Source organism: Streptosporangium sp. NPDC004379 (genome assembly GCF_042873875.1).
Taxonomy (GTDB): domain Bacteria; phylum Actinomycetota; class Actinomycetes; order Streptosporangiales; family Streptosporangiaceae; genus Streptosporangium.
Map to the genome: position 1 here is coordinate 414,898 of NZ_JBIAMC010000002.1, position 24,753 is coordinate 439,650.

The window sequence follows — 24,753 nt, forward strand, 5'->3', positions numbered from 1 at the left end:
GATCTTTATGACACTGGGGTCACATTTGCCCCAGGTTCCCTTAGTACGGGTGATTCGACGGGGGACCGGCCGGTCCGATCAGGCCGGTCATCTCGGCGAGCCGGCTCCCGCCCCTGCCTCCGCCGTGTACGCCGCCCGGATCTCCGCGGTGAAGACCCGCCCGCACTCCGGGTGATCCTCAACGGGGTACAGGTCACGGGCCGCCGGGTCGGTGAACCAGCGGTGGACCAGGTAGCGGTCGAACCCGCTGAGCCCCCCGTGTACGACCGGTCGAGCACGGCGAGCGCGTCCTTCGAAGGCGGCAGGCGATCGCCTCCGGCCCCGCTCGTCTCCGTGCCCACGCCACACGGTTTCCACACCGGGCGTACATCGACACTACGGAGGCGCGGGCGCCGCAGGCGTGCACCGTCGCGACACCGGACGGCATTCCGGCGACATCATGAACCCACCGGCGCCGCGCGTCCCCGTTCACCCGGAGCATGGCGGAGCCGATGAGAAGCGGTGTCTCCATGCCGCCATCCTGCGGCAGCCGGGCCCCGTGAACAGGGATCGGTGATCCCACCCTCGGTCACGCGCGGGCGACGGCGTCGCCGCCCGGCAGGGCCTCACCCCGGCAAGCGTCATCGCCCGGCAGGCGCCCGCTCACGACGCGGCGTCACCGGTGAACGCGCGGCGCGGCCGGTACCGGTGGGTCAGCCGGCCCGGTTGCGGCCGGCGCGGGGTCTGGCCGATCGTGGCGGGATGGCGCGCATGTGGTCGCGGACGCGGCCGAGGATGTCGCCGAGCCGGGCGAGGTCGCCGTCGGTCATCGGGTCGAACAGCAGACGCCGGACGCTGTCCACGTGGCCGGGCAGCACCTGGGCGACCAGGTCGCGCCCGGCGTCGGTGACGGTCACGATGACGCTGCGCTCGTCGTCGGGACACGGCGAGCGGGTGATGAGGCCGCGCTTGTCGAGCAGACCGGCCTGGTAGGTGAGTCCGCTGCGGCTGTAGACGACGCCGTCGGCCAGATCGGTCATCCGGAGCCTGCTCTCCGGCGCGTCGGTCAGGCGGGCGAGGATCTGGAACTGCACGTAGCTCAGGTCGCCGTCGGCGCGCAGATGCTCGTCGACGGCGTGCTGAAGAAGGCTGCTGACCTCCATCAGGGCGAAGTACGCGCCGAGTTGCTCGATGTTCAGGCCGGGTGCCGGGTCACTCACACAACCGACCTTACTTTGAATTCGAAACGTATTTCCGTTGACGAACGCGTCGAACTCAGAAGACGGAAGGAGCGCACATGGGCAGGAGCCATACCGGGGCCGCGCCCCGGGTCGTGGTGACCGGGGGTCCCGGGGCCGGGAAGAGCACGTTGATCGACCGGTTGCAGGAAGCCGGGTTCGCGCGGTCGCACGAGGCGGGGCGCGGCGTCATCCGGGACCAGATGGCGATCGGCGGGCGCGCGCTGCCCTGGGCCGACCGGGAGCTGTTCGCCGAGCTGATGCTCGGCTGGGAGCTGCGCTCCTACCGGACGGCCCCGGCGGCGCCGCCTGCGGCGAGCGCGGAGGGGACGGCGGACGCGGTGAACGAGGAGGGGGCGACGCGCACGCCGGTGGCGACGCCGGTCTTCTTCGATCGCGGGATCCCCGACATCGTCGGCTACCTGCGCCTGGAGGGGCTGCCCGTCCCCGAGCACGTCCACGCGGCGGCGCTCAGGTTCCGCTACCACCGGATCGTGTTCGTCGCGCCTCCCTGGCCGGAGATCTACCGCCGGGACGCCGAGCGCAGGCAGTCCTACGAGGAGGCCGAACTGACCTACGAGTCCATGGTCGCGACCTACACCGAGTACGGCTACGAGCCGGTGCCGCTCCCTCTCGCGCCGGTCGAGGAGCGCGTCCGGTTCGTCATCGAACGTCTGCGGCGGGGCTGAGACGGCGTCAGGCGCCACAGCGGTCCGGCGGCTCGTCCCGGCCGGGACGCCGAGCCGTCCGCCATGGCTTCCGAGCGCCGCGAGCGCCGTGGGTTCGGGGCTTTCCGTTGTTCTCCGATTCGTCGCCTCAGGCCGATGAGTGCGGATGGTGTCCCCGGTATGTACCGGTGAGCTCACAAGAGCTCGCGAGGCGCCGGCACGGCCGATGGGCCGCGACCGGGACATGACGAGGACGGACATGACCGTAGAGAACCACTCCGGCACGATCATCGAGGACCGCTCCGCGACCACCCGGGAGGAGGACCGCGAGGCCGTACTCGGCCTGCTCCACGCGGTCTACGCCGCCTGGGCCGACAACGACGCCGACGCCTTCGTCGCGCCGTACGCCGAGGACGCCACCTCGATCCTGCCGGGTTCGTACCGGCGGGACAGGGAGGAGATCCGGGCCCGGATGGCGGCGGGCTTCGCCGGCCCGCTCAAGGGGTCGCGGGTCGTCGACGAGGTGCAGAGCGTACGGTTCCCCGGCGCGGACGCGGCCGTGGTGGTCAGCCGGAGCGTCGTCCTGATGGCCGGGGAGAGCGAGGCGCCCGGCGGACGCCAGGTGATGGCCACCTGGATGTGCTCCCGGCGGGACGGCGGGTGGGTCATCGACGCCTACCACAACTGCCCCGCCTGACCTTCCGGCACGGGTACGGGGACCACCGCGGCCGGCCACCGGCGCGGGTACGGAACCGCCCCGCCGGCTGTGGGTACGAGGAGCCCCGGCCGCGGGTGCGGGTACGGTCCGCGTGACGGGCCCCGCTGAAAGATTCACCGGGCGGGAGGGCCGGAAGGCTCGCCCGCCGGGAGAAACCCCTGGTCCCCGAACCGGGTGAGAGGCGGCGGGGCGCGGGGCCGGGGGGCGGGCGTTGACGGGTGGGCGGTGCGGTACGAAACATCGTCGTCGTCCCGCTTCGCCGAATCCGAAGGTGCGATGCCATGGCGCTCCCCGCTTCGTTCGCCGCCCGGTTCCGGGCCGTCGCCGTCTCGGCGGCGCTGGTGCTGGGAGGTCTCGCCGCGACGGCGGCCGTCCCGGCGGCGGCCCTGCCGGACACCGGCTGCCGGGTGGACTACACCCTGAACCAGTGGCAGGGCGGGTTCACCGCCCAGGTGAAGGTGACCAACCTGGGGCCGGCGGTCAACGGCTGGCGACTGCGGTGGACCTTCGGCGGCGACCAGCGGGTGACGAGCGCCTGGAGCGCGCAGGTCGGGCAGAGCGGCACGACGGTGACCGCGACGAACGTCTCGTGGAACGCCTCCCTGCCCACCGGCGGGACCGCCGACTTCGGCCTGCAGGGCACCTGGACGGCGGCCGACCCGGTGCCCGCCGACTTCACCCTCAACGACGTGGCCTGCAACGGCGCCGGTTCCCCGAGTCCGAGCGTCACCCCGACGGCCACCCCCACCGCGACACCGACCGTCACACCCACGGCCACCCCCACCGCGACACCCACCGTGACCCCGACTGTGACACCCACCGCGACGCCCACGGTGACGCCGACCGGCGAGCCGGGGTGCGCGGGGGCGGCGGTCTGTTCGGGGTTCGAGGACCAGACGGGTGTCCCCGCCGGTGACTGGCAGGTCGTGACGCCCAACTGCTCGGGCTCCGGCACCGCGGTGGTCGACACCTCGGTCGCGCACAGCGGAAGCAGGTCGCTGCGGATCAACGGCGGCGGCGGGTACTGCAACCACGTCTTCGCCGGGACGACCCGGGACGTCTCCGCCGTCGGCCCCGTGGTCTACGGGCGGATGTGGGTCCGGCACACGACGGCCCTGCCCACCGGCCACATCAGCATGATCACCATGGCGGACTCCCGGGACGGCGGCCGGGACCTGCGCGTCGGCGGCCAGAACGGCGCGCTGCAGTGGAACCGCGAGTCCGACGACGCCACGCTTCCCGAGCAGAGCCCCACGGGGGTCTCGCTCAGCACCCCGCTGCCGGTCGGCCGCTGGGTCTGCCTGCGGTACGAGATCGACACCACCCGGCAGTCGATCCGCACCCTGCTGGACGACCGGGAGGTCGCCGGGCTGCGCGTGGACGGGGTTCCCACGCAGGACGTCGACTCCCAGTGGCTTCGCCGTACGACCGCGCCGCGTCCGACCACGCTGCGGCTGGGCTGGGAGAGCTACAGCGGCGACCAGGACACGATCTGGTACGACGACGTGGCCCTGAGCTCCTCCCCGCTCTCCTGCTGAACGGCCTCGCGCTCCCCCCGGGCCTCGCGCAGCCGCGGGGCCGGCTCGCCCGCCGGACCGCCCTCCCGCCGGACCACCGAATCGCCGAATCGCTGAGCCGCCTCGTCCGCCGGACCGCCGCCCTCCCAGGTCGCTCCCCCGTCTGGGAGACGGGCCCGGCTCAGGGGCGGGCGGAGGCGGTGCCCGAGGCGGGGAGGGCGGCGCGCACGGCCTCCAGGCAGCGCTCCACCACCGGGCGCGGGTCGAACGCGTAGGCGCCGTCGCCGAAGAGCTCGAAGGTCATGGCGCCCCGGTACCCCCGGCGGTCCAGGGCGGCGAGGTACTCGGCCAGCGGCAGTTCGCCGTCGCCCCACGCCAGGTGCCCCGCGGGCCGGCCGTCGATCAGGTGGACGTGGCGGACGCGGTCGCCGAGCACGTCGAAGTAGTCGTCCACGGTCTCGCCCGCGACGGCCATGCCCACCGTGTCGAGCACCGCGCCGAGGTTCGCCGCGTCCACCTCGCCGATCATCCTGGCGAGCGCCCGGGAGTCGTTGAGGAGGTTCGACTCCACACGCTGCAGCGGTTCGAGCACGCAGGTCACGCCGAGGGCGGCGGCGTAGGCGGCGATCTCGCCGATCGCGTCCGCCGAACGGCGCCAGGCCGCCTCCACCGGCTCGTTCTCGAAGCCGCGGCCCGGGGTCAGCAGGAGCAGCTCGGCTCCGAGCTCGGCGCACAGCTCGGCCGCGCGGCGGAACACGCCGATGCTCGCGGCGCGCAGCCAGGTGACGGGCGAGGCCACGTTGACCGGGTACATCACCTGCTCGGGGGTCAGGCAGCGGACCGTGAGACCGCGCGACTCCAGGCGGCGGCGTACGGCGCGAGCCTCGGCGTCGCTCACCTGCGGCACGTGGAACTGCGGCGCGATGCCCCACAGTTCGACGTGTTCCCGGCCGAGGGCCGCCGCGTCGTCGAGGAACCGCTCGAACGGCTGGTGCTGGTAGGCGAAGTTGGCGGCGGTGATCTGGTCGAGGGAGAGGGTCATCGGGGCTCCTGTCGTGTGGGGCGCGACGCGGACCGGGTGCGTTCGCCATCGTCCTCTGGTCGCGCGTCGCCGTCCTGGGTCCGCCGTCCTGGGTCCGCCGTCCTGGGTCCGAGGTCCCGGGACCGCGGCACGGGGTCCGGCGGTGCGGACGCCGTACCTCCGGGTGCGGGGTACGGCGGGGCCGTTCACTTGCCGATGCCGTCGGCCATGCCCTTGACGATGTAACGCTGGCCGAAGAAGAACAGCAGCATGACCGGGACCGCCGCGATGGTCATGGCGGCGAAGACGACGGGGAACTCGGTGCCGTGCTTGCTCATCAGGCTCATCAGCCCGACCGGGAGGGTCTGCACGCCGCTGCCGCTGGTGAAGATCATCGCGAAGAGGTACTCGTTCCAGGCGAAGAGGATGTGTAGCAGGACCGTCGAGGTGATGATCGGCTTGCACATCGGCAGGATGACGTGCCAGAACGCCTTCCACCGGCCGCAGCCGTCCATCTCGGCCGCCTCGTCGACCTCGCGGGGGAGGTCGAGCATGTAGGCGCGGATGAGGAAGGTGGTGAAGGGCACCCGAAAGGCGGTGTAGAGGATGAGCAGCGCCCAGAAGCTGTTGTACAGGCCCATCGACTGGAACATCTTCACCAGCGGGACGAGCGCCACGCTGGGGGAGAGCATGAGGCCGCCGAGGATCGTCCCGGTGACGAACCCGTTGAACGGGAGCTTCACCCGGGTGAGGCCGTAGGCGGCCCAGGCGCTGACGAACACGGTGGCGATCGTCGAGGTCACCGTGACGAGCACGCTGGTGGTGAGGTAGTCGCTCACCCCCCGGTTCCACGCCTTGCGGTAGTTCTCGAAGCTCCAGTCGACGGGGAGGGCGAAGGGGTTCCCGAAGAGCTGGGCGTTGGTCTTGAACCCGTTGAGCAGCATCCACAGCAGCGGGTAGACCACGACCACGGCGAGGCCGAGCAGGAACACCCACAGGAAGACGCGTGCGATCACGCTGAGGAAGCCGGTGCGGCTCACCATTCCACCCTTCTCCGGTTGGCGACCCACAGCTGCGCCACGGCGATGGCGAGCGTGATCACGAAGATCACCGTCGCGATGGCGGCGGCGTAGCCGAAGTCGTTGCGGACGAAGCCGCTCCGGTAGAGCCAGGTCCCGAGCACCTGGCTGGAGTTGTCGGGGCCGCCGCCGGTCATCACCATGACCTCGTTGAACACCTGGAACGCGCCGGAGATGGTGACCATCATCATCAGGCCGGTCATCTCGCGCACCAGGGGGACCGTCACGTGGAAGAAGCGGCGGAGGGGACCGGTGCCGTCGAGGGCGGCGGCGTGGTAGATCTCCGAGGGGATGCGCTGGATGGCGACGGCGAACAGCAGGGTGGAGTATCCGAAGCCCTGCCACTGGCTCATCGCGATGATCGCGGGCATCGCGGTGCTCTCCTGGCCGAGCCAGGAGCGGGTGAGGTCGCCGAGTCCCACCGCCTCCAGCAGGTGGTTGAGCGGGCCGAGGTTGGGCTCGTAGATGAAGTAGAACAGCAGGCCCGCCACGGTCAGCGAGATGGCGCAGGGGATGAAGTAGATCGACCGCAGGATCCGCTGCCACCTCTGGCTGCGGACGCCCTCGATGAGCGCGGCGAGCACGAGCGCGCCGCACACCTGGAAGGCGATCGAGACCACCGCGTACATCACGTTGTTGCCGAGCGACCTCCAGAAGACCGGGTCGTCGACGAGCTTGCGGTAGTTCTCCAGGCCGACGAACTCCTGGCTTCCGCTGTAGATGTCCCATTCGAGGGTGCTGAACCCGAGGTTCTCCGCCAGCGGGAAGTAGACGAACACCCCGACCAGCGCGAGCGCGGGGAGGACCCACGCGAGCCCGAGCGCTCGTTTGACGATGGTGGGCACCGGCATGCTCTCCTTACGCCGAGCGGGTCGTGTGCGAGCGGACCGCGGAAGGGCGGGCCTCGGACAGGCGGGGCTCGGACGGGCGGGCCGGTTCCGAGTGGGCCGCGGACGGGCGGGCCGCCCGCGACCGGAGCCGTCGCGGGCGCGTCGTGGACGGGCGGGTCACTTGGCCGACGCCGATGCCTTGCGCACGCTTTCGAGCACCTGCTCGGGGGTCTTGCCGCCGGTGATGAGCGCCTCGCCGCCGGCCAGCCACGCGTCGGCGACGTCGGGCACGGTCACGGTGTCGAGCCAGGCGGCGAGCCTCGGGGCCTTGTTGACCGCCTCGATGCCCTCGTACACGGCCTTGCTGGAGGTGTCGGTGGTGACGGCGCCGATGACCGTGCTGGGCTGGCCGTAGGGCGGGGCGGAGAGCGTTTTGGCGTTCTCCTGGCTCGTGGCGAACTTCATGAAGTCGACGGCGAGCGGCACGCGCGGTGAGGCGGCGTTGATGAGGTATCCCTCGGGCGCGCCCTCCAGCGTCGCCGGGTCGCCCGCGGCGCCCTGGGGGACGGGCAGCGGGAAGATGCCGAAGTCGGCGGGGTCGAGCTTGTGGTCGGCGGTGGCGTTGTTGAACTCCAGGATCTCCTGGTAGTACATCGCGGCCTTGGTGTCGGCGAACGCCTCCTGCGCGGAGGTGTAGAGGACGCCGTTGGTGCCGGTCCCGGTGTCGGTGCACTGGGTGACGAGCGACTTGAACTGCTTGAGCGCGGTGACGTAGCCGGGGTCGTCGAGCTTGGCCGTCTCGGGCTTGAGGTCGGCCTGGAGGGCGGCGGGCGGCACGTTGTAGGCGAAGAGCTGCTGCAGGTAGTGCAGGGCGGGCCAGCCGTCCTTGTTGCCGAAGGCGATGGGCTCGTAGCCGGCCTCGCGCAGCGGGCCGCAGCTCTTCAGCAGCTCGTCGAAGGTGGTGGGCACCTTGACGCCGGCCTTGTCGAAGGCGGCCTTGTTGTACCCCATGAACTTGCCGTTGTTGTAGAGCGGGATGCCGTAGTACTTGCCGTCGTAGGCGAAGGCCGACAGCGACCCCTCGCCGAAGGTCTTGCCCCAGGGGGTTCCGGGGCCGATCACGTCGGTGAGGTCGGCGGCGCGCCCGCCGCGGATGAAGTTCTCCGCCCAGTTGCCGGTCCAGGTGAAGTAGATGTCCGGCAGGGCGTTGGAGGCCGTCAGGGTCTTGGTCTTGTCCTTGACGCTCTGGTCGGTCTCCTGGATGAGCTCGACCTTCACCCCGGGGTGCGCCTTCTCGTAGTCGGCGGCGACCTTCTCGAAGTACGGCTCCAGCGGCTCGCCGGCGAACTTGGTGAGGACGCTCAGCGTGCCGGAGTAGTCCGGCTTCGCGGCGGCGTCGGCCGCGGGGGCCTTGGCCGGGGTGCCGCCGCCGGTGCAGCCGGTGAGCGTGAGCACCGAGGTCCCGGCGATAGCCGCGAACGTCGTCAGTACGCGAGAGCGCATGGGCTTCCTTTCTCTCGTGAGATCCCGTGAGAGGAGAGGGACCGCCGGTGCCGTGGCACCTCGGGTCCGCGCCGTGGGGGTGTGGTGCGACCTGGCCCGCCCGGTTGTCGGCTGACTGTACAGATATTCTGATACCGGTACCAGACCTAAACCAAGATCTTATTTTTCGAGAGTGCCCGACGAGACATAGCCGTGACATTTGCGCGATCTGACCAGGTAAATCAACCGATCAAAGGCATGGTGTTGACGGCTCACACTTCACTGTGCCAGCGTGACCCCTGCGTGATACCGGTATCAGGTCGCAGGGCGACGCCGGTCGTGGCATTCCCGAAAGGACGCGTAGATGCTCCGCTTCAACGAGCCCGAGTTCCTCTCCCAGACGGCGAGCGCGGTGGCGCTCCGCCCGCAGATCGAGGAGCTCGTCGACCGTCTGGTGGACGAGGGGTTCGACAACCTCCTCCTCGTCGGCGCCGGAGGCACGTACGCCCAGATGTGGCCGTACGAGCACCTGGCCCGGCGCTCCTCCACCCTCGACGTGCGCGCCGCGATCGCGGCCGAGCTGGTCGTCTCGGGTGACGCGCGGCTCGGCGAGCGCTCGGTCGTGATCTTCACCTCGGTCTCGGGCACCACCGAGGACAGCGTCCGCGCCATCGAGTACTGCAAGGCCAGGGGCGCCTACACGATCGGCTTCACCGGCCACCCCGACTCGCCCATCGCCGAGCTGGTGGACGCCGCCCTCCTCTCGGAGCCGAAGACCTGGCCCTTCGACGTCCAGATGCTGTTCTTCATGGGCCGGCTGCTCTCCCGCCGCGGCGAGTTCGACGGCTACGACCGGCTCGCCGGCGAGCTGGCCGGCATCCCGCGGATCCTCGTGGACGTGGCCAGGCAGGCCGAGCCGGTCGCCGCCGCCTTCGCCGAGGCTCACAAGGACACCGACTACCACTTCCTCATCGGCGGCGGGAACCTGTGGGGCTTCACCTACCTGTACTCCATGTGCATCCTGGAGGAGATGCAGTGGCTGCGCACCACCAGGGTGCACAGCGCCGAGTTCTTCCACGGCTCGCTCGAACTGCTGGAGGAGGACACGAGCGTCGTCATCTTCCAGGGTGAGGACGAGACCCGCGCCCTCACCGACCGGGCCGAGGCGTTCGCCAAGCGCGTCTCCAAGGACGTCACCGTCTTCGACACGCGCGACTACCCCCTCGACGGGATCAGCCCGGAGTTCCGCGGCCTGCTCGCGCCGCTCGTGCTCGACACCGTGCTGAGCCGGGTCAGCAAGCACCTGGAGCGGGTCCGCGACCACTCGCTCGACCTGCGCCGCTACTACCGCGTCATGGACTACTGAGCCCTCCGCCGCCGCACCGGTGGCCGCCCGGGCGCGCGGCCGCCCGGGCGCGGCCCCACCGGTGACCGCCTCCTCCCCGCCCCCTCCCGGGGCGACCGTCCCCCTTCCAGGGGTGACCTTCCCGGACGCTCCCTTCCGGGGCGACCCCCGGATGACCGCTCCCCGACCGCACGCGCGGGCCGGCGCCGTGCCCGCCGTACGCATGCCCTCCCCGGGTCCCGCGCCGCGGGGCGCGGAACCCGCGCACAGGAGAACCCATGAGAGTCCTCGGTTTCGGCGACAACATCGTCGACCGGTTCGTCGACCGCGGCGTCGACTATCCGGGCGGCAACAGCGTGAACGTCGCCGTCTACGCCCGCCGGCTCGGCCTCGACGCCGCCTACCTGGGGGTCTTCGGCGACGACGACCTCGGCCTGTTCCTGCGGGAGGCGATCGCCGCCCAGGGGATCGCCGTCGACCGGTGCGTGGTGCGGGCCGGTGAGAGCGGCGTCTCCACCCTGCGCGTCGACGACGGCGACCGCGTCTTCCTCGGCTGGAACGGCGGCGGGGTGACGGTGCGGGAGCCGCTCGTGCTCGACGAGGAGCTGCTCGGCTACGTGTCGGGCTTCGGCCTGGTGCACTCCAGCGTCTACTCCGGCAGCGAGGACGAGCTGCCGAAGCTCGCCGGGCTCGGCCCGCTGGTGAGCTTCGACCTGTCCAGCGAGGAGGAGTTCCGCTCCCCCGCCTACCTCGACCGCGTCTGCCCGCACGCCGACCTCGTCCTGCTGTCGTGCTCGCACCTGGACGAGGCCGCCACGCGCGACCTCCTCGCCGACGCCGTACGGCGGGGCGCGCGGCTGGCGCTCGGCACCCGCGGCGTGGACGGGGCGATCGCCTGCGACGGCGACGTCACCGTCGCCGCCCCGGCGCACCCGGTGACCGACCCCGGGCGGATCGTCGACACGATGGGCTGCGGCGACGCCTTCCTCGCCGGGTTCGCCGTCTCGCTGCTGCGCGGCGGCTGGTCGGCCGGGGTCCGGCCGCGGCATGACATGATCGAGCGGGCGCTGCGCGACGGCGCGGAGGCGGCCTGCGAGCAGTGCCTCGTCGAGGGCGCGTTCGGCCGCGGCCGTCCCGCCGCGTCGCCGCGCTGAGCGGGACGGGCGGCGGAACAGGATCTAGCATGTGGCGAGCCTCCGAACGCGAGATCCGAACGCGAGAAACGAGGGACGCGATCCATGCCAGGTGAGCGGAGCCAGGCGGGGCGGCCGACGATCTCCGAGGTGGCCGCCGAGGCCGGTGTCGGCCGGGCGACCGCCGCCCGCACGCTCGGCGGGTACGGATACGTCAGCCCCGAGCTGCGCGAGCGGGTGCTCGCGGCGGCCGAGAAGCTCGGCTACCGCACGAACGCGCTGGCGCGCAGCATGTCGACGGGCGTGAGCCACACGCTGGGCGTGATCGTCGCCGACATCGGCAACCCCTTCTTCGCGGGGGTGATGCGCGGCGTCTCCGACGCCTCCCGCGCCCGCGGCTTCGACACGCTCGTGCTGAGCACGTACGAGAACCTGGAGGCGGAGGTCGCGGCGGCGAACGTGCTCATCGACAAGCGCGTCGACGGCGTCATCCTCGCCTCGGCCGCGGTCGGCCGAGGCGACGTGGCGCACATCAGGGCCGCGCTGGACCGGGGCATCCCCGTCGTGCTCGTCGACCGGGCGGTGGCGTCGGTCGACCTCGACGCGGTCGTCATCGACAACCGGGACGCGGCGCGCCAGGCGGTCGAGACGCTCGTCACGGCCGGGCACCGCCGCATCGGGTTCGTGTGGGGCCCGCCGGTGGCGGAGCCGCCCGCGACCCGGCGGGCGCTGCTGGCGGCGGCGTCCCGCAACCTGTGGACCGACGGGGAACGGCTGCGCGGCTACCTCGACGCGCTCGACGACGCGCGCATCCCCTTCGATCCCGAGCTGGTGATGGTGGGACGCAAGACCGAGGAGCGGGTGACCCGGGAGGTCGCCCGCATGCTCTCCCTCCCCGACCGCGTCACCGCGCTGTTCTGCACCGAGACCGAGGCGGTGACGGGGGCGCTGCGCGCCCTGCGGACGTCGGGGCTGTCCTGCCCGCGCGACGTGTCGCTGATCGGCTTCGACGACAGCGCCTGGGCGGCGGTCATGGAGCCGCCCCTGACGATGATCGAGCAGCCGGTGCACGAGCTCGGCGCGATGGCCGCCCGGACGCTGCTCGACATCGTCGAGGGGGCCGAGCCCCGGCGCGAGATGCACACCCTCCGCTCGCGCCTCGTCACCCGCTCCTCGGTCGCCCCGCCGCCGTCTCCGTCCCGGTCCCCTGCCCCGTCCCCGCCCCCGGGCGCGCCCCTGTCCCCGGGCGCGTGACGGGGCGGGGCCGCGCCGCGGCGATCCGGTCCGCACCGGCGATGATCCGCCGGGCCCGCGCGGCGACGTTCCTCGCGTCGGTGACCACGGAGTCGGCCACGGGACCGAACCGCGCCGCGAAGGAGGCGGCCCGGTCGGCCCGGACGGCGATCCGTCTGGCCTCGGCGGCGACCCTCTCGGCGTCGCGGCCGTTCTGCAGCGGCATGCGGCTGAGCTCGGTGGCCTGCGACTCAAGCCTCTCCGCGTCGGAGGAGATCCGGTCGGCGGCGGAACCGGACCGGGCGCCCCTGCCGAAGATGAGCCTCAGGAGGTCGCGGGCGTCCCGCGCCAGCCTGCCCGCGTCGTCGAGAAGCTTGATCGTGTCGCGTCCGACCTGGACGATGTCGCCGAAGACCCGCTCGACGGGCGCCGGGCTGGGCGGGTAGGGCTGACGCCCGGGTGCCGGCGCCGCCACCCGGGGGCGTCCCGGTGCCGGCGCCGCCACCCGGCGATCCGTGGTGAGCGTCGCCGTGTCGTCCGCGGTCACCGCCACCGGGCGGTCCGCGGCGGCGGCCACGGCGGGTCCCCCGGCCGATGGTCCGGCGACCACCAGCCCGGCGGTCATCCCGGCGCCGGCGAGTACCGCGCGGGCGCGGGAAACAGCGTTTCCTCCGGCCACTCCGACCTCCGTACGATCGATGGCGCGAGCCGTGTGATGGGATCTCCGAGGCGCGGGACGGGGCGCCTCCCGGACATCATGACGACGACGGCGCATACCACCGGCTCCCGGCGCGCACGGCTTACTCAATGATCGTTTCCTGCTTCCCGGCGCATGACGGAGGACACGGCGCCGTGCGGGGTGCCGCCGCCCGGAACACGCCCGCGGCGGACGGCACGCACCCGCTCGACGACGAGTTGCGCCCCCAGAGCCCCGGCTGTGGCGATGGCGAACGCGATGCCGCCCAGCTGCTCGGCCGTCACCGCGACCAGGAAGCAGAACACGGCGAACCCCACCAGCCCGTGGAGCACGCCCCGCACGGTCGCGATCGTCGCCGCCGGGCCGCCCTGGGCCAGCGCGAACGCGGCCACCACGCTGGTGGCGATGGGAAACGGCGCCAGGACGCCGGTGAGACCGGGGCCGAGCCGCGCGGCGGCAGAGGTGAGGATGAGCACGAGCACGGCGGTCGCCACGGCACGGGCGGGCAGGTCCCACCATGGCGGGGACACTTCCGTGACGCCGCCGGCCGGGCCCTCCGCCCTGGGCAGCGTCGCGACGGTGACGCCGATGGCCGCCAGCGCCAGACACAGTCCGGCGGCGGGGTGGAGGGTGAACGCGGACAGAGGCAGGTCGGCCGCCAGGCACGCCGACCAGCCGACCAGCAGCGCGACCGGCCAGGAGCGGGTACGCGACAGCACCGCGAAGACGGCGGCGAACAGCGCGAGCGAGACCAGCCCGAGCAGGGACGCCGACGCGGCGGCGGTCAGAAACCGCGCTCCGTGCTCAAGGTGGGTGATGAGCAGGATCGGCCCGGCCACGATGGGGAACGTCACCAGTGTGCCCGTCACCCGCGGCCCCCAGCGACGCCCTGCCAGGGAGGATCCGACGACCAGTGCCGGAGCGAGGACGAGCTTGAGCATCAGCAGTGTCACCGGCACATCCTGGCAGCACCGCCGTCGCCGGACGGGAACAGGTCTGATGCCCTGATCGGTGACGATGACGGTTGCGGACGGTGGCTCCGCACGAGGTCCGGCCCTGTCCGGAACCGCCGCCCGGTGACGTCCGGAGGATCGGCGCTCCGCCGGGCCGGCCGCTACCAGGGGACGACCGGGTACCAGCCGTAGCCGAACATCGACGGCAGCCGCAGGTCCCAGTACAGCAGCGTGAACGAGCCCGCGACGAGGAACGCGACGGCGGTCACGGTCACCAGGCGGGCCGGCCTCGCCGCCAGCCACCGCGCGAACCGGCCCCGGGCCGCGAGCATGAGCACGGCGAACAGCACCGCCATCACCGCGATGTTGCCCACCGACTGCAGGATGAACACGGCGGCGCCGTACAGGGGGTTGCGGGTCTGGGCGGCGTAGGTGAACAGCTTGTGGAAGAGCGGGAACGGCCGGCCGATGAGGAAGCCGCCGACGAACGCGCCCAGGACGACGAGACGGACGTTCGGGAAGCGGCGCTCCAGGCGCGCCAGCGGGTCGGGCACGAGACGCAGGGCGGCCAGGCCGAGCCAGATGAACGCCACCCCGATGATCCCGAACACCACCGACGCCTGGAGCAGCCGCACGGGCATCCCGTCGCCCACGGTCGCGGTCGAGAGCTGGGGCAGCCGGTCGCCGAGCAGGGCGCCGACCGCTCCGTACACGCCGCTGACCGTGATCATGCCGATGGCGAGCCGGCCGAGCGGGCGCAGCGTCTCCCGGAGCCTGACGCGCCAGGAGTCGCCCTGCCGGACGAGGGGGACGACCGCGCCGAACGCGGCCACGTTGCAGGCGGTGAACGTGCCGGCCAGCCCGGACACGAACGCGAAGACCGCCCCGGCCGCGGCGCCGGTGATCGCGGTGCCCTTGGCGTCGTGGCCGAGCAGCGTGTTGGCGACGTTGTCGCCGATCACGCTGTCCACGAAGTGGAAGGACCACAGGGAGGCGATCACCGCCCCGGCCAGCACGCTGAGCAGGACCAGCCGCGCCCGGCGACGCGGTGCGGGGGCGGCGGGGTCGGGAGTGGGGACCTGGCCGGTGACCCGGCGGCGGCCTTCGGCGGGGCCGGTGAGCGTCATGGCGGATCCTCGGGTGTCGGGAGCACCTTCATGGTCACGGGCCTCAGGCTTCCCTGTCGTCTCCGAACGTGCGGCGATCACGGCGTGCCGGCGCGGACCGGGACCGGGACCGGGGCACGGCGGTCCGGTGATCGGCGGTTATCGGCGGGGATCGGCGGCGAGCCGGCCGCCTCGCCGTGGCCGCCGCGGGGCGCCGGTCGAGGACGGGCGGACGTGCGGACGGGTACGGTCGGAACATGGCCGAACACAGCATGCCGCACGACTTCGCCTCCTGGTCGTGCCCCCACGGGCAGGACGCGCGCCAGGGCTGCGCGGCCTGCTACGCGGAGTCGGCGACCCCCGGCGCCGGACCGCCGGTGTGGGAGGTCGTGGCCTGGTTCACCACCGAGCAGCCCCTGCCCATCAGAACGCTGCAGGACGTCCACCACCACGGCCGCCAGTTCTCCATCGACCAGCCGTCCACTCCGCTGGTCTACCTGCTGACCGGCCGCACCTCCGCCCGCGACAGCGTCCAGGCGGTCGCGAGCGTCCTCGGCTTCCTGCTGCACGAGCGGTACACGGTGGACGGGTTCACCGCGACCGAGATCAGGGTGGCGCCGTTGCCGGCCGCCGATCCGGGAACGGGCCGGCGGACCGACACGTGGATCAGCGACCGCGGCCGTTCCCGGTGACCTCCGGACCGGTCCCGGCGCCTCCGGGACCGTCCCCCGGGCTTCCCGGGTCTCCGGGGCCGGCCGGTACGGCCCGCTCCGCCTCCCCGCCGGGCTCCTCTCCGGACCACTGCTCCCTGATGTGCCGGGCGCCCAGCGAGGCGCTGGCCAGCAGGCCGAGGGCGAGGAACCCCGCCGCGCCGAACGCCGCGTAGCGGGTTCCTGCCGCGAAGGACTCCCGCGCGGCGGCGGCGATCCCGGGGGTCCGGGACAGGCCGGCGATGGCCCCTCCGGCGCTGCGCTGCACCGCCGAGACGATCCCGTCGCGCTGGGCCGGCGCGACGCCGCCCATCCGGTCGAGCCGCCCGGCGAGGTCCGCGCCGAGCCCGGCGAACAGCAGCGTGCCGAGTACGGCGATGCCGAGGGCGGAGCCGATCTGACGGACCGTGCTCTGGGTGCCGGAGCCCTGGCCGCTGCGCCCGACCGGCACCTCGGCGAGGATCACGCCGGTGAGCTGGGCGGTGGCCAGGCCGATGCCCATGCCGTAGCAGAACAGGAACGGCACCGGCAGCGCCCACGGGGTGGCTGCGGACACCACGAGGCCGAGCCCGGCGATGCCGGCGATCTCCAGGGCGAGGCCGGTCCGCACGACGAACGCCGGGCCGCGCGATGAAGCCAGGCGGGAGGCGAAGGCGCTGGCCGCGAAGGAGCCGGCGGCGAGCGGGAGCAGGGCGAAGCCGGTCTGCAGCGGGGAGTAGCCGAGGACGAACTGCATCCACAGCGGGAGCGCGAACAGCACGCCGAACTCGCCGAGGCTGACGATCAGGGCGGCGACGTTGCCGTTGCGGAAGGAGGGGATGGCGAACAGCGACAGGTCCAGCAGCGCCACCCGGCCGCGCCGGTTGCGGGCCCGCTCCACCAGCACGAAGACGGTCAGGGCGAGGGCGGAGGCGGCGAAGGCGACCGGCACCGGTGAGATCGGGAACGGCCAGGTCCAGCTCCCGGCGACGAAGGGCTCGGTGGACCGCCACCAGCCGTAGACCCTGCCCTCGACCAGCCCGAACACCAGCAGCCCGAAGCCCAGCGCGGAGAGCACGGCTCCGGTCACGTCGGCTCCGCGCCGGTCGGCCGGCTCGCGCGACTCCGGGACGAACGCCAGCACGCCGGCCACCACGGCGGCGGCGATGGGGATGTTGATGCCGAACGCCCAGCGCCAGGACAGGTCGGTGGTGAGCCAGCCGCCGACCAGCGGGCCCACCGCGGCCATCCCGCCGATCGTGGCGCCCCAGACGGCGAACGCGGTGGCGCGGTCCTTGCCCCGGAAGCCCGCGTTCAGCAGCGACAGGGTCGTGGGGAAGATCATCGCGCCGCCGACGCCCTGGATGATCCGGGCCCCGACGAGCATCGGCCCGCTGGTGGCCGCCGAGGCCAGCAGTGACGTCGCGCCGAACAGGACGGCGCCGATCAGGAGCAGGCGTCGCCGCCCCAGCCGGTCGGCCAGGCGGCCGAAGGTGAGCAGGAGCGCGGCGAACACCAGCGCGTAGGACTCCTGGACCCACTGCGCCCCCGTCGAGCTGAGCCCGAGATCGCCGATGATCTGCGGGACGGCCACGTTCGTGATCGTCGCACTGGAAATGATCATCGCCACGGCCAGGGCGATGAACGAGAGGCCCGCCCATCGTCCCCGTTCCGTGGCGCCTCTTCTTCCGCCCTCGGTCTCCGGCGCCGCCGACGCGTCCACCCGGGTCACCCCTTCCGGTCGAATCACTAAGCACCCTTAGTTTTCACGACAGGTGCCCCCGGTGTCGATCGGATAACGTGGCTCCGGGCTCCGGATTCCAGGTCGAGGGGGAAGATGCGGTGGACGGCCACGAGTCCTGGGCGCTCGGCCGCCTGCTCCTGGTCGCCGCGCGCCTGGTGGAGCGCGAGTGGAACGCCCTGCTCGCCGAGCGCGGCCTGACCCACGCGGGCTTCCTCGTCCTGCACGTCCTCGACGACGGTCCCCGTACCCAGCGGGAGCTGGCCGCCGGCACCTACGTCGAGGAGCAGACGATCCGGCCGGTGCTCGACCGGCTCGAACGCGACGGGCACGTCACCCGGAGGCGCGACCCGGCCGACCGCCGCCGCGTGATGGTGTCCCGTACCGAGCGGGGAGGGCGGGCCCACGCGGCGGTCGTGACGGGGGACCTGGCCGAGCGGATCATCACCGACCGGGTGGAGGACCCCGAGGCCCTGCGGGCCGAGCTGATCCGGATCATCACCGGCATCCGCGGCGGATGACCCGCCGGGCCGTCACGGAGACGGCGCCTCCCCGGCTCACCCGCCCGGCCCGCTTCCCCCGGCCCACCTGTCCGGCCCCCTCTCCCGGCTCACCCGCTCGGCCCGCTTCCCCCGGCTCACCTGTCCGGCCCTCTCCCCCGGCTCATTTGGACTCGACGCGCCCGACCGGCTCGGGCCCGGCCGCCAGCGCGTCGCACGCCGCCTGCCAGGCGGGGTCCCCGGGGTGGAGCCGGCTGCGGAGGTAGGCCGCGGTGAGCCCGGCGACCGCCGCCACCCGCCCGGGATTCTCGTCCGTGGTCTCGGCGACGTCGTATCCGGAGATCCCGCCGAGCCCGTGCTCCGCGCCGAACACGGTGAGCAGCGACTTCGGGCCCGGGGACAGGTGGTAGGGATCGGTGTGCCATTCCGGGCCCAGGACCGTCAGGTGGGGGGAGGCGTCCCTGTCGCCGGCCACGACGAGCGTGGGCGTCGTCATCGTGGAGAAGTCCGGGTTCAGGAAGACCGGGTAGTTCGCGGCCGCGACGTCGCTGAGGGCGTCGCCGCCCCTGCCGGGCCCGGCGAGCAGCACACCCGCTCCGATCCTGGGCTCGGCGAGGTCCGCCTCCGTCCCGTCCAGCGGGTCGGTGAGCCGCATGCCCAGCAGCAGGCTCGCGGTGTGCGCGCCCATCGAGTGCCCGGCCACGGCGACCCTGCCGCGGTCCAGGCGCCCGGAGAGGTGCGGGACGGCCGCCTCGATCTCGTCGAGCCGGTCGAGGATCCGCTTCATGTCCTCGGCCCGCGACCGCCAGTACAGCGGCGCCTCGGGGTGGCCGGGATCCAGGCTCAGCGTCCTGGAACTCAGGTGGGTGGGCTGGATCACCACGAAGCCGTTCGCCGCCCAGTGATCGACGAGGGGGGCGTAGCCGTTCAGCGAGGAGAGGTTGTTCGAGGGGCCCTGGCCGTGCGAGAGGAGGATGATCGGCAGCTCGTCTCCGGTCAGGGGCGCGGAGACGCGCAGCCGCAGGTCCACGGCGCGGTCCGGAGCCGGCAGCGTCACCGGGCCGACCGAGAGGACAGGGGTGGGCGCGCCGGTGGCGGTGGCCGCGCGGGTCGATTCGTTCATGGGGTGGTCTCCCTTTCCGGGATTTCGGTTTTCGGAGTCTCAGCGGCTTCGCCGCCGGGGCCGTACGGCCGGCGGCGGATGAGCCGGACGGACGACGCCGCGCTTCGGCTACGCTCGAACCCGAAGCGGAACGTCGTTCCAGAACGATACGGAACACGGTTCCGTTTAGTCAACTCATGACCGGAAGGAGAACCCGGTGTCCGATGGAGGTCAGGCGCCAGACCGGGCGCCGGCCCGGAGCAAGCGGTCCGACGCGCTGCGCAACCAGCGGGCGCTGCTCGCCGCCGCCGCCGAGGTGTTCGTCACCTCCGGCGTCGACGCGCCGATACGTGAGATCGCGGCCAGGGCCGGGGTCGGGATCGGGACGATCTACCGCCACTTCCCGACGCGGGCGGACCTCGTCGTCGCCGTCTACCGCCACCAGGTCGAGGCGTGCGCCGAGGCCGGTCCGGCCCTGCTGGCCGGCACCGGCTCTCCCTTCGAGGCGCTCCGCCGGTGGGTGGACCTCTTCGTCGACTTCCTGGTCACGAAACACGGGCTGGCCAACGCGATGCGGTCGGACAGCGGCGGCTTCGAGGCGCTGCACGCGTACTTCCTGGACCGCCTGGTGCCCGTCTGCGCGCAGCTGCTCGACGCCGCGGCCGACGCCGGCGAGATCGGCCCCGGCACCCGGGCCTACGAGCTGATGCGCGGCATCGGCAACCTCTGCGCCGGACACGACGGCGACCCGCGCTACGACCCCCGCCGGCTGGTCGAACCGCTCCTGCGGGGACTGCGGGAGCCGGGGCCGTCCTGACACCGGCGACCGGCCCCCGTACGGTGACCGGCCCGTGTGCGGAGACCGGCCCGTGTGCGGAGAGCGGCCCGTGTGCGGAGAGCGGCCCGTGTCCTCCGCCGGGCCGTTTCCTTACGAGGTGCGAACGTCATCGCGGAGCCCCTCCTCCGACCCGCCGTGACGCGGTTACCGTCCCCGCATGAGAACACTGGTCACCGGCTCCGCCGGGTTCATCGGAAGCCACGTCGTCGAGGCGCTGCGGGCGGCCGGGCACGAGGTCCGGGGCTTCGACCTGCGGGACGGCGGGCGCGACGTCAGGGACGCCGACGCGGTCGGGGAGGCGCTGGACGGGATCGACGCCGTGGTGCACCAGGCCGCGAAGGTGGGCCTCGGCGTGGACGTGTCCGACCTCCCGGACTACACCTCGGTCAACGCCCTCGGCACCGCCGTACTGCTGGCCGCCATGGCGCGGCACGGCGTGCGGCGGCTGGTGCTCGCCTCGTCGATGGTGGTGTACGGCGAGGGCGCCTACGACTGCGCGTCACACGGGCGGGTACGGCCCGGCCCCCGCAGGGAGGAGGACCTCGCCCAAGGACGCTTCGAACCGCGGTGCCCGCGCTGCGACCTGCCGCTGGACCCGGCCGAGATCGGGGAGGACGGCCCGGTGGACCCGCGCAACGCCTACGCCACCACCAAGCTCGCCCAGGAGCACCTGGCCGCGAACTGGGCCCGCGAGACGGGCGGCACCGCCGTCGCGCTGCGCTACCACAACGTCTACGGCCCCGGGATGCCGAAGGACACCCCCTACTCCGGGGTCGCGGCGATCTTCCGTTCGGCGCTGGAGGCGGGCCGTGCTCCGCGCGTGTTCGAGGACGGCGGTCAGCGCCGGGACTTCGTCCACGTGCGGGACGTGGCCGCGGCCAACCTCGCAGCGCTCGCAGCGCTCGCGGCGCTCGGCGGGGGCGTCCCGGGCACGCCGGCCGCCTACAACATCGCCAGCGGGGAGCCGCACACGGTGGGCGAGATGGCCCTGGCCCTCGCCGGGGAGGGGGACGGGCCCGCGCCCGTGGTCACCGGTGAGTACCGCCTGGGCGACGTGCGGCACATCGTCGCCAGTCCGCTGCGGGCCGAGGCGGAGCTGGGCTTCCGCGCCTCGATCCGGTTCGCGGACGGCATGCGCGAGTTCCGCACCGCCCCACTGGGCGACCCGGCGTCGCTCATCTCCGCACGGTGAGGGGCCCCGGCCGCCACCGCTCTCCGCACGATGACGGGTGACCCGGCGTCGCCTCTCCCCGCGGAGTGAGGCGCCTCGGCGGTATCCGCCCCCGCGCGATGAAGGGTGACCCGGCGGCCACCGCTCTCCGCAGGCGAAGGGCGCCCCGGACTCGCCGCTCTCACCACGGTGACAGGACGAGTCCCTGCAGCAGGAGCCCGGCGGCGGCCTGGGCGGCGAGCCAACGGCGTCCGGGGACGACGGCGGCGGCCAGGGAGATCCAGATCGCGTAGGGGACCCAGATGCGCTCGACCTCTCCCCTGGTCACCCCGCTGACGTCGAGGGCGAGCACGGCCACCGCCGCCGCCGCGACCGGCACGCCGATCCGGTCACGCGACCGCCGTGCGGGACCCGTCATGGAGATGAGACCGCGCGGGAACCGCCCCTCGCCGGTCACCGGAGTCGCGCCGGCCACCGGAGTCGTGACGGTGGCCGGCCCGGTGGCCGCCCGGCCCGCCAGGACGGCCAGCCCGGCGGCGGTCGCAGGTCCGGTCAGCAGGGCGAGCACCGCGAGGTTCGCGACGAGGAAGTACAGGTAGGGGCGGGCGGCCCCGGGATCGGCGGCCCACTCCGCGTGGGTGGCCGCCACACCGGCGGGCCACAGGAAACCCCCGGCGGCGAAGGCGGCCGTCACCGCCGCCGCTCCCGCCAGGCAGGCGACCGCGACCCCGCGGGTGATCCGTACGGCGACGGCGGCGGCCACCGGGACCAGCAGGTACGGCACGAGCCCGTAACTGAGGTACGGCAGGGCCCCGAGCAGCACGCCCGCCGCCCCGCCGCACAACGCTCCGGTGACGGCCCGCGTCCCGCCGCGCGACGCCCCCGCCGCCCCCGACGCCCTCCGGACCTCATCGGGGGACGTCCCCGCGGTCTCCCGGTTCCCGTCGCGCCGCGTCCCCGCGGCCTCGGTCCCCGCGGTCACGGTCTCGCCGCGCCGCGTCCCCGCGGTTCCCCGGGCCCCGCCGTACACCAGCAGCGCCACGCCCCAGGCGCCCACCCCGGCGAAGAAGGCGTCCATGGTCGTGGCGATCCAGACGGCGCCCGGGGTCAGCGCGAGGTACGGCAGGGCACGGCGGGCCGTCTCCTCCCCGGCGAGCCGCCGGACGGCCAGCGCGACGGCCACGGTCGCCGAACAGCCGGTCGCGACGGCCAGCAGCGCCGCCGGGAGCGGGCCCGGCAGTCCTGCCCGGGCCAGCGCCCACAGCACCAGCACGGGCAGCGGCGGGTGCCCCCGTACATGGGTGGGATAGGCGGGCAGCCGCTCGGTGAAGGACGCCAGCCAGCCGAGCGGGTCGTCGCCCACGACGGGCAGCACGGCGAGATACTCCTGCCGGTGGGTGAACGGCCAGGCGATCCCCTCCCCGGAGGACGCCAGCAGCACCGCCCAGGCGAGGGCCGCGCCGTACGCGACGAGGAGGGCCGCGCCGAAACGCAGCCGCGTGACGAGGACCGGGAGCACGGCGACCGCGAGGACGGCGAAGGCCAGCGGCGGCAGCAGCGCGGCAGACGGTACGCGGAAGTGCCCGTGCAGCGGCGGCAGGTGGTCGATGCGCAGCACTCCGGCGGCGTGCAGCACGGCCCCCGCCGCGAACGCCGCGACGATGAGCACCGCCCATACGGCGAGAGCCTTACCGGCGGAACCGGAACCGGAACCGGAACCCGAGCCCGGCCCGCCCGCCGAGCCGCTCCCCGGACGGACGCCCGGATCGGGAACCGGCGCACCGGGAGAACCTCCGCCCGGACGGTCTTCGAGGCCGGATCCCGAGCTGCCTCCCGAACCACGTCCCGAGGCGGTTCCCGGCTGGGACGGGCCACGTCCCGAGGCGGTCCCCGCGCGTGAGGGGTCGCGTTCGCCACGCGCGTTCCCGCGTCGCCCCGGAAAGTCGATGATCATTTTTTCAGCGTAGGCGCGGACCGGTCCTCCGCCCGGGACACGTCATCACACCGTAAGAGTTGGCGGCCTCCGGCGGACCTAACGTCGCAGGCATGAAGATCGATGTGGTGCTCCCCTGCCTGAACGAGGCGGCGGCCCTGCCCTGGGTGCTGGAGCGCATGCCGTACGGCTACCGCCCGATCGTGGTGGACAACGGCTCCACCGACGGGTCAGCGCGGGTCGCCGCCGAGCTGGGCGCGCTCGTGGTCACCGAGCCTCGGCGTGGTTTCGGGGCGGCGTGTCACGCCGGGTTGCTGGCCGCCACGGCCAAGGTGGTGTGCTTCATGGACGCCGACGCCTCGCTGGATCCCCGCCAGCTGCCGAGGGTGGCCGGGCCCGTCGTCTCGGGCGACGCCGAACTGGTGCTCGGCAGGCGGGTTCCGGGTCCGGGGGCCGCCTGGCCGCTGCACGCGCGGCTGGGCAACGCCTTTCTGGGGTGGCGGCTGGCACGCCGTACCGGCGTCCGGCTGCGCGACATCGGCCCGATGCGGGCCTGCCGGCGTGCCGACCTGCTGGGGCTCGGGCTGACCGACCGCCGTTTCGGTTACCCGCTGGAGATGGTCCTGCGGGCGGCGGACCAGGGCTGGCGGATCAGCGAGACGGGGGTGGACTACCTGCCCCGCACCGGGCGGTCCAAGGTGACCGGCACGGTGCGCGGTACGGCGCGTGCGGTCGCCGACATGCGGAAGGTCCTGCGCGGCGACGCGCACGACGCCCGGGACGACGGGCCGGTCAGGGTCGTGGCCCTGGTACGGAAGCAGGGCGCGTCCCCGGCTTCGGAGGAGGCCGCGCGGAAGGTGGCGAGCGGGGCGGGGGAAGGGGCGTGAACCCCGGGCGGAACGACGCGGACCCCGGGCGGAACGACGCGCGGCAGGAGGCGGACCCCGGGCGGAACGGCGTGCGGCGGGACGCGAGCCCTCGGTGGAACGGCGTGCCGGACGATGCGATCCCCAGCGGGGGCGGAGGTCAGATCGTCGTCATCGCCAAGGAACCGCTGCCCGGCCGGGTGAAGACCAGGCTCACCCCGCCGTTCACCCCGGCGGAGGCCGCCGCCCTGGCCTCCGCCGCCCTCGCGGACACTCTGGACGCGGTGGCACGCGTCCCGGTGCGTCACCGGGTGCTCGCGCTGCGGGGCCGTACCGGGCCGTGGCTGCCGCCGGGGTTCACCGTGCTGCCGCAGCGGGGCGACGGGCTGGACGAACGGCTGGCGGCCGCCTTCGACGACGCCCACCGCGCTCACCCGGAGCCCGTCGTCCTCATCGGCATGGACACCCCGCAGGTCACCTCGTCGCTCCTGATGTCGGCGATGGACGAGCTGGTCAGGTGTGACGCGGTGTTCGGCCCGGCGGCCGACGGCGGGTTCTGGCTGCTCGGCCTGCGCAGGCCCGACCCCGCGTTGCTGCTCGGCGTCCCGATGTCCCTGCCCGTCACCGGAGCCGAGCAGTTGCGGCGGCTGCGGGCGGCGGGGCTTTCGGTGGGTCTGCTGCCCTCGTTGCGGGACGTGGACACCGCGGAGGACGCGGCGGCCGTGGCGGCGGAGGCCCCGTCGTCCCGCTTCGCCGCCGCCTTGGCCGGAATCCGTATGGGAGCGACCCGATGACCCGTCGCCCCGGCCGTGTTCCGCACGGCAACGACCTGATGACCCGCGGCCCCGGCCCGGTTCCGCACGGCAACGACCTGATGACCCGCGGCCCCGGCCCGGTTCCGCACGGGAGCGGCC

The 24,753-nt window shown here is 73.4% G+C and carries 23 protein-coding genes; 12 read left to right on the forward strand and 11 right to left on the reverse strand.

Features of this window, described 5'->3' with window-relative positions; all coding sequences use genetic code 11:
* Nucleotides 1-692: 692 nt before the first annotated feature.
* On the reverse strand, nucleotides 693-1,199 hold the full coding sequence (locus tag ACFYSC_RS05950) for a MarR family winged helix-turn-helix transcriptional regulator (RefSeq protein ID WP_389957285.1): 507 nt from the start codon (nucleotides 1,197-1,199) through the stop codon (nucleotides 693-695).
* Between the two features lie 77 nt (nucleotides 1,200-1,276).
* On the opposite strand from ACFYSC_RS05950, the gene ACFYSC_RS05955 reads away from it, so the two are divergent.
* The 3 genes from ACFYSC_RS05955 to ACFYSC_RS05965 all read left to right on the forward strand — a co-directional run bounded on the left by ACFYSC_RS05955 (nucleotide 1,277) and on the right by ACFYSC_RS05965 (nucleotide 4,141).
* A complete protein-coding gene (locus ACFYSC_RS05955; protein ID WP_389957288.1) occupies nucleotides 1,277-1,906 on the forward strand; it encodes an AAA family ATPase in 630 nt (209 codons plus the stop codon).
* 238 nt (nucleotides 1,907-2,144) lie between these two features.
* Complete coding sequence (locus ACFYSC_RS05960; RefSeq protein WP_389957291.1) at nucleotides 2,145-2,582, forward strand: SgcJ/EcaC family oxidoreductase; 438 nt, start codon at nucleotides 2,145-2,147, stop codon at nucleotides 2,580-2,582.
* Between the two features lie 302 nt (nucleotides 2,583-2,884).
* A complete protein-coding gene (locus tag ACFYSC_RS05965) occupies nucleotides 2,885-4,141 on the forward strand; it encodes a cellulose-binding domain-containing protein (RefSeq protein ID WP_389957294.1) in 1,257 nt (418 codons plus the stop codon).
* 160 nt (nucleotides 4,142-4,301) lie between these two features.
* Here the strand turns inward: ACFYSC_RS05965 and ACFYSC_RS05970 are convergent, their stop codons facing one another.
* The 4 genes from ACFYSC_RS05970 to ACFYSC_RS05985 all read right to left on the reverse strand — a co-directional run bounded on the left by ACFYSC_RS05970 (nucleotide 4,302) and on the right by ACFYSC_RS05985 (nucleotide 8,553).
* Nucleotides 4,302-5,162: a sugar phosphate isomerase/epimerase family protein gene (locus tag ACFYSC_RS05970; protein ID WP_389957297.1), complete on the reverse strand. Its 861-nt coding sequence runs from the start codon at nucleotides 5,160-5,162 to the stop codon at nucleotides 4,302-4,304.
* A 185-nt stretch (nucleotides 5,163-5,347) separates the two neighbouring features.
* Nucleotides 5,348-6,184 carry a carbohydrate ABC transporter permease gene (locus ACFYSC_RS05975; protein WP_389957300.1) on the reverse strand — a complete coding sequence of 279 codons (837 nt, stop codon included), beginning with the start codon at nucleotides 6,182-6,184 and terminating at the stop codon, nucleotides 5,348-5,350.
* Nucleotides 6,178-7,071: a carbohydrate ABC transporter permease gene (locus ACFYSC_RS05980; protein ID WP_389957302.1), complete on the reverse strand. Its 894-nt coding sequence runs from the start codon at nucleotides 7,069-7,071 to the stop codon at nucleotides 6,178-6,180. The genes ACFYSC_RS05975 and ACFYSC_RS05980 overlap by 7 nt, the downstream gene beginning before the upstream one ends.
* Nucleotides 7,072-7,227: 156 nt before the next feature.
* The gene (locus tag ACFYSC_RS05985; protein ID WP_389957305.1) at nucleotides 7,228-8,553 is read right to left on the reverse strand and encodes an ABC transporter substrate-binding protein; all 1,326 of its coding nucleotides are present in this window, start codon (nucleotides 8,551-8,553) and stop codon (nucleotides 7,228-7,230) included.
* Nucleotides 8,554-8,896: 343 nt separating this feature from the next.
* Between ACFYSC_RS05985 and ACFYSC_RS05990 the strand changes: the two genes are divergently transcribed.
* The 3 genes from ACFYSC_RS05990 (at nucleotide 8,897) to ACFYSC_RS06000 (ending at nucleotide 12,264) form a co-directional block, all read left to right on the forward strand.
* Nucleotides 8,897-9,898, forward strand: a complete 1,002-nt coding sequence (locus tag ACFYSC_RS05990; RefSeq protein ID WP_389957308.1) for an SIS domain-containing protein — start codon at nucleotides 8,897-8,899, stop codon at nucleotides 9,896-9,898.
* Nucleotides 9,899-10,155: 257 nt separating this feature from the next.
* Nucleotides 10,156-11,031 carry a PfkB family carbohydrate kinase gene (locus ACFYSC_RS05995; protein WP_389957310.1) on the forward strand — a complete coding sequence of 292 codons (876 nt, stop codon included), beginning with the start codon at nucleotides 10,156-10,158 and terminating at the stop codon, nucleotides 11,029-11,031.
* An 84-nt stretch (nucleotides 11,032-11,115) separates the two neighbouring features.
* Nucleotides 11,116-12,264 (forward strand): LacI family DNA-binding transcriptional regulator, encoded by a 1,149-nt coding sequence (locus tag ACFYSC_RS06000; protein ID WP_389957312.1) that lies wholly within the window; start codon nucleotides 11,116-11,118, stop codon nucleotides 12,262-12,264.
* Here ACFYSC_RS06000 and ACFYSC_RS06005 read toward each other — a convergent pair.
* The 3 genes from ACFYSC_RS06005 to ACFYSC_RS06015 all read right to left on the reverse strand — a co-directional run bounded on the left by ACFYSC_RS06005 (nucleotide 12,173) and on the right by ACFYSC_RS06015 (nucleotide 15,020).
* Nucleotides 12,173-12,922 carry a hypothetical protein gene (locus ACFYSC_RS06005; RefSeq protein ID WP_389957315.1) on the reverse strand — a complete coding sequence of 250 codons (750 nt, stop codon included), beginning with the start codon at nucleotides 12,920-12,922 and terminating at the stop codon, nucleotides 12,173-12,175. The genes ACFYSC_RS06000 and ACFYSC_RS06005 overlap by 92 nt on opposite strands.
* Before the next feature lie 125 nt (nucleotides 12,923-13,047).
* On the reverse strand, nucleotides 13,048-13,893 hold the full coding sequence (locus ACFYSC_RS06010; RefSeq protein WP_389957317.1) for a hypothetical protein: 846 nt from the start codon (nucleotides 13,891-13,893) through the stop codon (nucleotides 13,048-13,050).
* 161 nt (nucleotides 13,894-14,054) lie between these two features.
* Complete coding sequence (locus ACFYSC_RS06015; protein WP_389957320.1) at nucleotides 14,055-15,020, reverse strand: hypothetical protein; 966 nt, start codon at nucleotides 15,018-15,020, stop codon at nucleotides 14,055-14,057.
* 236 nt (nucleotides 15,021-15,256) lie between these two features.
* Between ACFYSC_RS06015 and ACFYSC_RS06020 the strand changes: the two genes are divergently transcribed.
* The gene (locus ACFYSC_RS06020; RefSeq protein ID WP_362945718.1) at nucleotides 15,257-15,691 is read left to right on the forward strand and encodes a hypothetical protein; all 435 of its coding nucleotides are present in this window, start codon (nucleotides 15,257-15,259) and stop codon (nucleotides 15,689-15,691) included.
* Here ACFYSC_RS06020 and ACFYSC_RS06025 read toward each other — a convergent pair.
* Nucleotides 15,666-17,438, reverse strand: coding sequence for an MFS transporter (locus tag ACFYSC_RS06025; protein WP_389957322.1), 1,773 nt, complete (start codon nucleotides 17,436-17,438; stop codon nucleotides 15,666-15,668). The genes ACFYSC_RS06020 and ACFYSC_RS06025 overlap by 26 nt on opposite strands.
* A 92-nt stretch (nucleotides 17,439-17,530) precedes the next feature.
* On the opposite strand from ACFYSC_RS06025, the gene ACFYSC_RS06030 reads away from it, so the two are divergent.
* Nucleotides 17,531-17,950 carry a MarR family winged helix-turn-helix transcriptional regulator gene (locus ACFYSC_RS06030; protein WP_389957325.1) on the forward strand — a complete coding sequence of 140 codons (420 nt, stop codon included), beginning with the start codon at nucleotides 17,531-17,533 and terminating at the stop codon, nucleotides 17,948-17,950.
* Between the two features lie 142 nt (nucleotides 17,951-18,092).
* Here the strand turns inward: ACFYSC_RS06030 and ACFYSC_RS06035 are convergent, their stop codons facing one another.
* Complete coding sequence (locus tag ACFYSC_RS06035) at nucleotides 18,093-19,052, reverse strand: alpha/beta hydrolase family protein (protein ID WP_389957328.1); 960 nt, start codon at nucleotides 19,050-19,052, stop codon at nucleotides 18,093-18,095.
* Between the two features lie 196 nt (nucleotides 19,053-19,248).
* Between ACFYSC_RS06035 and ACFYSC_RS06040 the strand changes: the two genes are divergently transcribed.
* Nucleotides 19,249-19,848, forward strand: coding sequence for a TetR/AcrR family transcriptional regulator (locus ACFYSC_RS06040; RefSeq protein WP_389957331.1), 600 nt, complete (start codon nucleotides 19,249-19,251; stop codon nucleotides 19,846-19,848).
* A 178-nt stretch (nucleotides 19,849-20,026) separates the two neighbouring features.
* Nucleotides 20,027-21,061, forward strand: a complete 1,035-nt coding sequence (locus tag ACFYSC_RS06045) for an NAD-dependent epimerase/dehydratase family protein (protein WP_389957334.1) — start codon at nucleotides 20,027-20,029, stop codon at nucleotides 21,059-21,061.
* A gap of 160 nt (nucleotides 21,062-21,221) precedes the next feature.
* Here ACFYSC_RS06045 and ACFYSC_RS06050 read toward each other — a convergent pair whose 3' ends face one another.
* The gene (locus tag ACFYSC_RS06050; RefSeq protein WP_389957337.1) at nucleotides 21,222-22,709 is read right to left on the reverse strand and encodes a hypothetical protein; all 1,488 of its coding nucleotides are present in this window, start codon (nucleotides 22,707-22,709) and stop codon (nucleotides 21,222-21,224) included.
* Nucleotides 22,710-23,086: 377 nt separating this feature from the next.
* Between ACFYSC_RS06050 and ACFYSC_RS06055 the strand changes: the two genes are divergently transcribed.
* Together ACFYSC_RS06055 and ACFYSC_RS06060 are read left to right on the forward strand one after the other, a co-directional pair.
* Nucleotides 23,087-23,860 (forward strand): glycosyltransferase family 2 protein, encoded by a 774-nt coding sequence (locus ACFYSC_RS06055; RefSeq protein WP_389957340.1) that lies wholly within the window; start codon nucleotides 23,087-23,089, stop codon nucleotides 23,858-23,860.
* A complete protein-coding gene (locus ACFYSC_RS06060) occupies nucleotides 23,857-24,633 on the forward strand; it encodes a TIGR04282 family arsenosugar biosynthesis glycosyltransferase (protein WP_389957343.1) in 777 nt (258 codons plus the stop codon). The genes ACFYSC_RS06055 and ACFYSC_RS06060 overlap by 4 nt, the downstream gene beginning before the upstream one ends.
* Nucleotides 24,634-24,753: the final 120 nt, after the last annotated feature.

Excerpts from the sequence above, each read along its gene's own strand:
- ACFYSC_RS05975 (WP_389957300.1), bottom strand. The coding sequence starts at position 6,184 with ATGGTGAGCCGCACCGGCTTCCTCAGCGTGATCGCACGCGTCTTCCTG.
- ACFYSC_RS05970 (WP_389957297.1), bottom strand. The coding sequence starts at position 5,162 with ATGACCCTCTCCCTCGACCAGATCACCGCCGCCAACTTCGCCTACCAG.
- ACFYSC_RS06000 (WP_389957312.1), top strand. The coding sequence starts at position 11,116 with ATGCCAGGTGAGCGGAGCCAGGCGGGGCGGCCGACGATCTCCGAGGTG.
- ACFYSC_RS06020 (WP_362945718.1), top strand. The coding sequence starts at position 15,257 with ATGGCCGAACACAGCATGCCGCACGACTTCGCCTCCTGGTCGTGCCCC.
- ACFYSC_RS05985 (WP_389957305.1), bottom strand. The coding sequence starts at position 8,553 with ATGCGCTCTCGCGTACTGACGACGTTCGCGGCTATCGCCGGGACCTCG.
- ACFYSC_RS06055 (WP_389957340.1), top strand. The coding sequence starts at position 23,087 with ATGAAGATCGATGTGGTGCTCCCCTGCCTGAACGAGGCGGCGGCCCTG.
- ACFYSC_RS05965 (WP_389957294.1), top strand. The coding sequence starts at position 2,885 with ATGGCGCTCCCCGCTTCGTTCGCCGCCCGGTTCCGGGCCGTCGCCGTC.
- ACFYSC_RS05980 (WP_389957302.1), bottom strand. The coding sequence starts at position 7,071 with ATGCCGGTGCCCACCATCGTCAAACGAGCGCTCGGGCTCGCGTGGGTC.
- ACFYSC_RS05955 (WP_389957288.1), top strand. The coding sequence starts at position 1,277 with ATGGGCAGGAGCCATACCGGGGCCGCGCCCCGGGTCGTGGTGACCGGG.
- ACFYSC_RS05960 (WP_389957291.1), top strand. The coding sequence starts at position 2,145 with ATGACCGTAGAGAACCACTCCGGCACGATCATCGAGGACCGCTCCGCG.
- ACFYSC_RS05995 (WP_389957310.1), top strand. The coding sequence starts at position 10,156 with ATGAGAGTCCTCGGTTTCGGCGACAACATCGTCGACCGGTTCGTCGAC.
- ACFYSC_RS06045 (WP_389957334.1), top strand. The coding sequence starts at position 20,027 with ATGAGAACACTGGTCACCGGCTCCGCCGGGTTCATCGGAAGCCACGTC.
- ACFYSC_RS06015 (WP_389957320.1), bottom strand. The coding sequence starts at position 15,020 with ATGACGCTCACCGGCCCCGCCGAAGGCCGCCGCCGGGTCACCGGCCAG.
- ACFYSC_RS05990 (WP_389957308.1), top strand. The coding sequence starts at position 8,897 with ATGCTCCGCTTCAACGAGCCCGAGTTCCTCTCCCAGACGGCGAGCGCG.
- ACFYSC_RS06035 (WP_389957328.1), bottom strand. The coding sequence starts at position 19,052 with ATGAACGAATCGACCCGCGCGGCCACCGCCACCGGCGCGCCCACCCCT.